This window comes from Corallococcus sp. AB049A (assembly GCF_003668885.1).
Lineage (GTDB): Bacteria > Myxococcota > Myxococcia > Myxococcales > Myxococcaceae > Corallococcus > Corallococcus interemptor.
Genome location: NZ_RAWL01000451.1, coordinates 1 through 6804, shown reverse-complemented (window position 1 = coordinate 6804; position 6804 = coordinate 1). Strand labels below are relative to the sequence as shown.

Here is a 6804-nt window from a genome sequence, read left to right as displayed (position 1 = left end):
GGTGGGCACCAAGCTGAAGGTGGCCTTCCTCGCCGGGCGCCACGACACGGTGGGCATCGACCTGGTGGCCATGTCGGTGAACGACATCCTCACCTGTGGCGCGGAGCCGCTGTTCTTCCTGGACTACTTCGCCACGGGGAAGCTGGAGGTGGACGCCGCGGCGGAGGTGGTCAAGGGCATCGCCCTGGGCTGCGAGCAGGCGGGGTGCGCGCTCCTGGGCGGGGAGACGGCGGAGATGCCGGGCTTCTACGCGCGGGGCGAGTACGACGTCGCGGGCTTCTGCGTGGGCGTGGTGGAGCGCTCGGCCATCATCGACGGCAAGACGGTGAAGCCGGGGGACGCGCTCATCGGCCTGACGTCATCGGGGCTGCATAGCAACGGCTACTCGCTGGCGCGCAAGGTGCTGCTGGACGACGCGAAGCTGCCCCTGGACATGACGCCGCCGGGGCTGGACCGGCCGCTGGGTGACGCGCTCCTGGAGCCCACGCGCATCTACGTGAAGGACGCGCTCGCGCTGTGCCAGGTGGTGAAGGTGAAGGGCATGGCGCACATCACCGGCAGCGGCATCCCGGGCAACCTGCCGCGCTGCCTGCCGGACGGGACGCGCGCGGTGCTGCAAGAGTCCACGTGGAAGAAGCCGGCCATCTTCGACCTCATCGCGAAGACGGGCGGCGTGGCGCGCGACGAGATGTTCAGCACGTTCAACATGGGCCTGGGCCTCATCGTCGTGGTGGCGAAGGAGGACGTGGCGAAGGCGCTGGAGGTGCTGCGCGCCCGGGGCGTGGAGGCGTCCGAGGTGGGCCGGGTGGAAGCGGGCCAGGGCGAGGCCACGGCGGTCATCGACCCATGAGCGCCAGGCGGGCGCGGCTGGGGGTGCTCGTCAGCGGCGGCGGGAGCAACCTGCAGGCGCTGCTCGACGCGGCCGGGCAGGCGGACTACCCGGCCGAGGTGGCGTGCGTGCTGTCGAACGTGCCCACGGCGTTCGCGCTGGAGCGCGCCCGGAAGGCGGGCGTGCGCGCGGAGGTGGTGGACCACAAGGGCTTCGGGGCGAAGGCGGACTTCGAGGCGGCGGTGCTCGGCGTGCTGGCGGACGCGGGCGTGGAGTGGGTGTGCCTGGCGGGCTTCATGCGGCTGGTGAGCGCGGACTTCCTGAAGCGCTTTCCGGGGCGCGTGCTCAACATCCACCCTTCCCTGCTGCCCGCGTTCCCGGGCCTGCATGCACAGAAGCAGGCGCTGGAGCGCGGCGTGAAGGTGGCCGGGTGCACGGTGCACTACGTGGACGCGGGCACGGACACGGGCCCCATCATCGCGCAGGCGGCCGTCCCCGTGCTGCCGGAGGACGACGAGGCGAGCCTGAGCGCGCGCATCCTCGCGGAGGAGCACCGGCTGTATCCGCTGGCCGTGAGGCTGGCGGTGACGGGCGCGGTGACGCTGGACGGGACGCGCACGAAGGTGGACGCGCGGGTGACCGGTGACGGCACGGCGCTTCGCAGCCCGGGTGCCCCGAGGTGACGAAGCCGGTGGAGCCGTCGGATCCAAGCGAGGCGTCAGCCCGTGATGCTCGCCGGGAGGCCCTGCGCGCGGCACCCACGGTGCTGGTCAGCGCGTGTCTCCTGGGCGAGGCGTGCCGCTACGACGGGCGCTCACAGCGTTCGGAGCGCGTGCTGGCGGCGCTGGAGGGAAAGGCCGTCATCCCCATGTGCCCGGAGGCCGCCGCGGGCCTGGGCATTCCACGGCCTCCCGTGGACCTGGCGGGCGGCACGGGCGTGGACGTCTGGGCCGGCCGTGCACGGGCCCTCACGCGGGAGACGCGCGAGGACCGCACCCCCGAGTTCCAGGACGGTGCTCGTCAGGCGCTGGAGGCCGCACAGCGTTTCGACGCCACGGTGGCGCTCCTGAAGGAGAAGAGCCCGTCGTGCGGCAGCCAGCGCGTCTACGAGTCAGGCGTGCTGCGCCCCGGTGAAGGCATCACCACCGCGCTGCTGCGCGCGGATGGGCGCACTGTCGTGAGCGACGAGGATCTGTAGTCAGCCCAGTGTGGGCAACTCCAGCTCGTCACCCGGCCGGGGCGCGAAGCACGCCTCCACCTCCGCGTCGCTCACCTCCGCGAGCGTGGCCGGGCTCCAGCGCGGCTTCTGATCCTTGTCCACCAGCACCGCGCGGATCCCCTCCTGGAAGTCGGGCCGCTGCGTCAGCGCCTGGCTCAACCGGTACTCCATGCGCGCCGTCGCGTCGTAGTCCTGCCCACGCCCGATGCGCAGCTGCCGCAGCGTCACCCGCAGGCTCGTGGGCGACATGCGCAGCAGCGTCGCGCGGGTCTCCTCCGCCCACGCCGTCCCCTCGCGCTCCAGCGCCGCGAGGATGTCCTCCACGCGGTCCCCCTGGAAGCACCGGTCGATGACCTCCGCCCGCGCCGCGAGCCCCGAAGCCCCCGCGTCCTGATGGAAGCCCTGGAGCACGCGCGCCGCCACCTCGCGCCCCGGCCCGCTCCAATCCGCGGCCACCAGCGCGCCCACCACGTCCTCCAGCCTCGACGAGTCCACCCGATGTGTCGCGCAGCCCAGCCACAGCGCATCCGCTGCATCACACCGCGCGCCGGTGAGCCCCAGGTACGTCCCCGCCTCGCCCGGGAAGCGCGGCAGGAACCAGCCGCCACCCACGTCCGGGAAGATGCCGATGGCCGTCTCCGGCATCGCGAGCAACAGCTTCTCCGTCACCGCGCGGAAGGCCCCGTGCACGGACAGCCCCAACCCGCCGCCCATGCAGATCCCGTCCACCAGCGCGATGAACGGCTTCGGGAAGTGGTGGATCCGGTGGTTGAGCGCGTACTCGGCGAGGAAGAACTCACGCGACAGCGACGGATCCGAGCGTGCGACCGAAGCAGCCACCGCGCGCACGTCCCCTCCCGCGCAGAAGGCACGGCCGCCCGCGCCCCGGATCACCACCGCCTTCACCGACGGCTCCGCCGCCCAGCTGTCCAGCCGGGGATGCAGCGCCCGGCACATCTCCAGGGAGAGCGCGTTGAGGGCCTTCGGCCGGTTCAGGGTGACCAGTCCCACCGCGCCCCGCGTCTCCAGCAGCACGTCGTCGCTCATGCCGTGGGGGATATCAGCCTGGAAGGGGCTCGCACGGGAGATTCAGGGGTGACATGGCGGCGGAAATCGGTATTGGGGAGAACATGACTCCCGCAGCCGCCCCCCTGCTCGCCGCCGTCTTCGACATGGACGGCACGCTCGTCGACAACATGGACTTCCACAACCGCGCGTGGGTGACGCTCGCCCGCAAGCTCGGGCTGGAGGGACTGACCGCGGAACGGTTCCAGAACGAGTTCGCCGGCAAGAAGAACGAAGAGATCCTGCCGCAGCTTTTGGGCCGCACTCTCTCCGTCGCGGAGCTGAACGCGCTCGCCGAGGAGAAGGAGTCCCACTACCGCGCCATCTACCGGCCCTACCTGGCGCTGCACCGGGGCGCGGAGGGCTTCCTCCACCGCCTGCGAGACGCGAGGTTGCCCTTGGCCGTGGCCACCGCCGCGCCGCAGGGCAACCGCGAGCTGGTGCTGGACGGGCTCGCCGTGCGGCCCCTCTTCACCACCGTCGTCGGCGCCGAACAGGTGACGCGCGGCAAGCCCGCGCCGGACATCTTCCTGGCCGCGGCGAAGGCACTGCAGGTCCCCCCGGAGTCGTGCCTCGCCTTCGAGGACGCCATCAACGGCGTGCTGTCCGCGCGCGCCGCCGGCATGGTCACCGTGGGCATCACCACCACCACGACCGCGGAGGCGCTGAAGCAGGCCGGAGCCCACTACACCGCGCCGGACTTCGACTCGCTGCCCCCGGAGCTGCTGGCGCGCCTGTTCAGCTCCAGGGCCTGAGAGGGGGGCTCGCGCGCCCCACCCCGCCGGGCCGCCCCCCTGGAAGCCGGGACGCCAAAAGGGCGCCAGACGCGGTGACGTTGTGTAGTGTTCGGCGGCCATGTCGACGTCCGCCGCCAAACTCAAGCTCCCCTCGGGCCCGTCCCGGCACGTGTACGACGTCATCGTGCTGGGCAGCCAGGTCGGAGGCGCGCTCGCCGCCGCGCTCCTGGCGAAGCGCAACCACCGCGTGTTGCTGGTGGAGCACGACGGCATGGGCCCCGGCTACGAGCACGACGGCTTCGTGCTGCCCTACGCCCCCTTCGTCGCGCCGCCCCTCAAGGCGATGCCCGCCGTGGACGAGGCCCTCAACGAGCTGGGCCTGTCCACCGCCATCGGCCGCGCGCTGCGCCCCCACGTGCCGGAGCTGCAGCTGGTGCTGCCCAGGAACCGGGTGGACCTGAGGGGAGACGCCGCCCGCCGCCGCGCGGAGCTGACGCGCGAGTTCGGCGAGGCCGGCGAGGGCATCCAGGGCGCGCTCGCGGGCAGCGCCGCGCAGCACGAGGCCACCGACGCCTTCTTCAAGGAAGGTCCCCAGCTGCCGCCCGACGGCTTCTTCGAGGGCTGGAAGCTCAAGGGGCAGATCAAGGAGCACCCGGGCCTGGACGCCCCGCCCCGGCTCGCTGGGGAGGAGCCGGCGCTGTCGCTGGTGCGCGGCCTCTTGCCCTTCCTCGTGCACCTGGAGAAGCCCACCGCGCCCCTGGCGCACACGCGCGCCCTGTCCCAGGTGCTCACCGGACCGTCCACGTACCCCGGCGGCATGGACGCCCTGCGCGACGTGCTCACCCGGCGGCTGACGGAGCTGGGCGGCGACGTGCTGGGCCGCGACAACCCGGCGGGCTTCATCGTCGAGGAGCTGGCGTTCGACGGCAGCAAGTTCTCCGGCGTGAAGCTCGTCCGCTCGGACACGCTGTACCGCGCGTCGTGCCTGGTGACGGCCACGGACTCCGGGGCGCTGCGCCGGCTGGTGACGGACAAGAAGCACAACCGGGGCCTGCTGGAGCACCTGGATCAGTCCAACATCAAGTCGCTGCTCTTCAGCGTGAACTGGGTCGTGCCGGAGGCGGCGCTCCCGCGCGGCATGGGCGAGCTGGTGCTCGTGGACACGCAGGACGCGGAGCTGGGCCCGCTGCTCGTGCAGCAGCACCCGGCGCGCACCACCGGGGGCTCGGGCCAGAAGGACATGGAGGGCGTGCGCGTGGTGTGCGCGGGCGCCTTCGTCCCGGCCACCGCGCGCGAAGAGGGCGAGGAGCACCTCCGGGCGCTGGCCGCGCGCATCGACGAGCACCTGGACCGGCTGATGCCCTTCACGAAGCAGCACCGCGCGCTGCGCTCGGTCCCCTATCTGGACGCCGGGGGAGTGCGCGGCAGCCGGCTCATGCCCCACCCGCTCTACAGCTTCGAAACGGAAGCCTTCCTGGGCGTCACGGGGTTGAAGCAGCGCACGCCGGCGAAGAACGTGATCCTGGCCGGCCGCGAGGTCCTGCCCGGATTGGGCCTGGAGGGCGAGCTGCTGGCGGGGATGCGCGCCGCGAAGCTGGTGCAGGACATGTTGAAGAAGAAGGATCCGCTCAAGGGATAGGTCCCGGGTCGGATCCGGCTGGATTTCCGGCCTGTTTCTGGTAGGGTCCGCCGCTCTTTTATGGGCTGCTGTCGAACGCCCCAGTTTTCAAGGAGTTAGCAGTCATGGCGTGGAAGTGCGACCTCTGTGGGAAGCGTCCGCTGGTGGGTAACAACGTCAGCCACGCGAACAACAAGACCAAGAAGCGGACCCTGCCGAACCTGCAGAAGGTGCGCGCGAACGTGAGCGGCAGCATCGAGCGCGTCCTGGCCTGCACCCGCTGCATCAAGGCGGGCAAGGTGACCAAGGCCGCCTGAAGTCCGGGAGCCATCCGGTGGGCATGTCGCGCGCTCGAAAGTCCGCGCTTCCGCCCACCGAACGGCTCCATCCCCGCGCGGATGACCTGGACCTCCTCCCTGTCGAGGCGGTCGTCCGACGGTTGCATCAAGAAGACCTGATCGCGCTGCGCGCGGTCCGTGAGGCCTTGCCGTCCATCGCGGCGGCGGCCCGGGCCGTGGCGGAAGCGCTGCGCGCTGGCGGCCGGCTGCTCTACGTGGGCGCGGGCACCAGCGGCAGGCTCGGCGTGCTCGACGCGAGCGAATGTCCCCCCACCTTCGGTGTCCCGGCGACGCGGATCCAGGCGGCCATCGCGGGCGGCCGGAAGGCCCTGACGCGCGCCGTGGAGGGCGCCGAGGACGACGCCGGCGCGGGAGCCCGGGCCGTACGGGCCTTCCGGGCGACGGCGCGGGACGTGGTGTGCGGCATCTCCGCGTCCGCCTCCACGCCGTACGTCCGGGGCGCGCTGGACGAGGCCCGCGAGCGTGGGGCGCGCACGGTGCTGGTGTGCTGCAACCCGCCCAGGCCGGGCATGCGCGCGGACACGGTGGTGCTGGCGCTCACGGGGCCGGAGGTGGTGGCGGGCTCGACGCGGCTGAAGGCGGGCACGGCGACGAAGCTGGTGCTCAACGCCATCACCACCGCGGCCTTCGTGTCGCTGGGCCACGTGTACCGGGGGCGCATGGTGGACGTGCGCCCCACGAACACGAAGCTGCGGGCCCGCGCGGCGCGGATGGTCTCGGAGCTGACGGACCTGCCTCCGGCGAAAGCGGAGGCGCTGCTCCAGGCCGCGGGGGACAACGTGAAGCTGGCGCTGGCCATGCACTTCACGGGGCTTCCAGCGGCCCAGGCGCGGCGCCGGTTGAAGGATGCGGGCCTGCGAGGGCTCGAACGTCCGAAAGCCAGGCGGACGTCCTCCTGACGGCGTCGTTTCCGGACACATGGACTGCCCTCCAGGCCGGGTCCCGGCGGGCGTGGGGGCTGGCCTTTAGACTTGGGG

8 protein-coding genes are annotated in these 6804 nt (G+C 72.2%); 7 read left to right on the top strand and 1 reads right to left on the bottom strand.

The window, feature by feature from the left end; all coding sequences use genetic code 11:
• The 3 genes from purM to D7X55_RS33170 form a co-directional block, all read left to right on the top strand.
• On the top strand, positions 1 to 850 hold an 850-nt coding region (gene purM, locus D7X55_RS33180; RefSeq protein WP_121725155.1), incomplete at its 5' end, for a phosphoribosylformylglycinamidine cyclo-ligase.
• On the top strand, positions 847 to 1512 hold the full coding sequence (gene purN / locus D7X55_RS33175) for a phosphoribosylglycinamide formyltransferase (protein ID WP_121725154.1): 666 nt from the start codon (positions 847 to 849) through the stop codon (positions 1510 to 1512). The genes purM and purN, both read left to right, overlap by 4 nt.
• A complete protein-coding gene (locus D7X55_RS33170; protein ID WP_233610219.1) occupies positions 1509 to 2027 on the top strand; it encodes a DUF523 domain-containing protein in 519 nt (172 codons plus the stop codon). Before purN ends, D7X55_RS33170 begins: the two co-directional genes overlap by 4 nt.
• Here D7X55_RS33170 and D7X55_RS33165 read toward each other — a convergent pair whose 3' ends face one another.
• Entirely contained in the window at positions 2028 to 3095 is a 1068-nt protein-coding gene (locus D7X55_RS33165; protein ID WP_121725153.1) for an enoyl-CoA hydratase/isomerase family protein, read from the bottom strand. It lies immediately after the preceding gene.
• A gap of 83 nt (positions 3096 to 3178) precedes the next feature.
• Between D7X55_RS33165 and D7X55_RS33160 the strand changes: the two genes are divergently transcribed.
• The 4 genes from D7X55_RS33160 to murQ all read left to right on the top strand — a co-directional run bounded on the left by D7X55_RS33160 (position 3179) and on the right by murQ (position 6726).
• Positions 3179 to 3868 carry an HAD family phosphatase gene (locus D7X55_RS33160; RefSeq protein ID WP_121725156.1) on the top strand — a complete coding sequence of 230 codons (690 nt, stop codon included), beginning with the start codon at positions 3179 to 3181 and terminating at the stop codon, positions 3866 to 3868.
• Positions 3869 to 3968: 100 nt separating this feature from the next.
• A complete protein-coding gene (locus D7X55_RS33155; RefSeq protein ID WP_121725152.1) occupies positions 3969 to 5489 on the top strand; it encodes an NAD(P)-binding protein in 1521 nt (506 codons plus the stop codon).
• Positions 5490 to 5593: 104 nt separating this feature from the next.
• Positions 5594 to 5785 (top strand): 50S ribosomal protein L28, encoded by a 192-nt coding sequence (gene rpmB / locus D7X55_RS33150; RefSeq protein WP_014398134.1) that lies wholly within the window; start codon positions 5594 to 5596, stop codon positions 5783 to 5785.
• A gap of 23 nt (positions 5786 to 5808) precedes the next feature.
• Positions 5809 to 6726, top strand: coding sequence for an N-acetylmuramic acid 6-phosphate etherase (murQ, locus tag D7X55_RS33145; protein WP_120549949.1), 918 nt, complete (start codon positions 5809 to 5811; stop codon positions 6724 to 6726).
• Positions 6727 to 6804: the final 78 nt, after the last annotated feature.

Excerpts from the sequence above, each read along its gene's own strand:
- D7X55_RS33155 (WP_121725152.1), top strand. The coding sequence starts at position 3,969 with ATGTCGACGTCCGCCGCCAAACTCAAGCTCCCCTCGGGCCCGTCCCGG.
- D7X55_RS33165 (WP_121725153.1), bottom strand. The coding sequence starts at position 3,095 with ATGAGCGACGACGTGCTGCTGGAGACGCGGGGCGCGGTGGGACTGGTC.
- purN (WP_121725154.1), top strand. The coding sequence starts at position 847 with ATGAGCGCCAGGCGGGCGCGGCTGGGGGTGCTCGTCAGCGGCGGCGGG.
- murQ (WP_120549949.1), top strand. The coding sequence starts at position 5,809 with ATGTCGCGCGCTCGAAAGTCCGCGCTTCCGCCCACCGAACGGCTCCAT.
- D7X55_RS33160 (WP_121725156.1), top strand. The coding sequence starts at position 3,179 with ATGACTCCCGCAGCCGCCCCCCTGCTCGCCGCCGTCTTCGACATGGAC.
- rpmB (WP_014398134.1), top strand. The coding sequence starts at position 5,594 with ATGGCGTGGAAGTGCGACCTCTGTGGGAAGCGTCCGCTGGTGGGTAAC.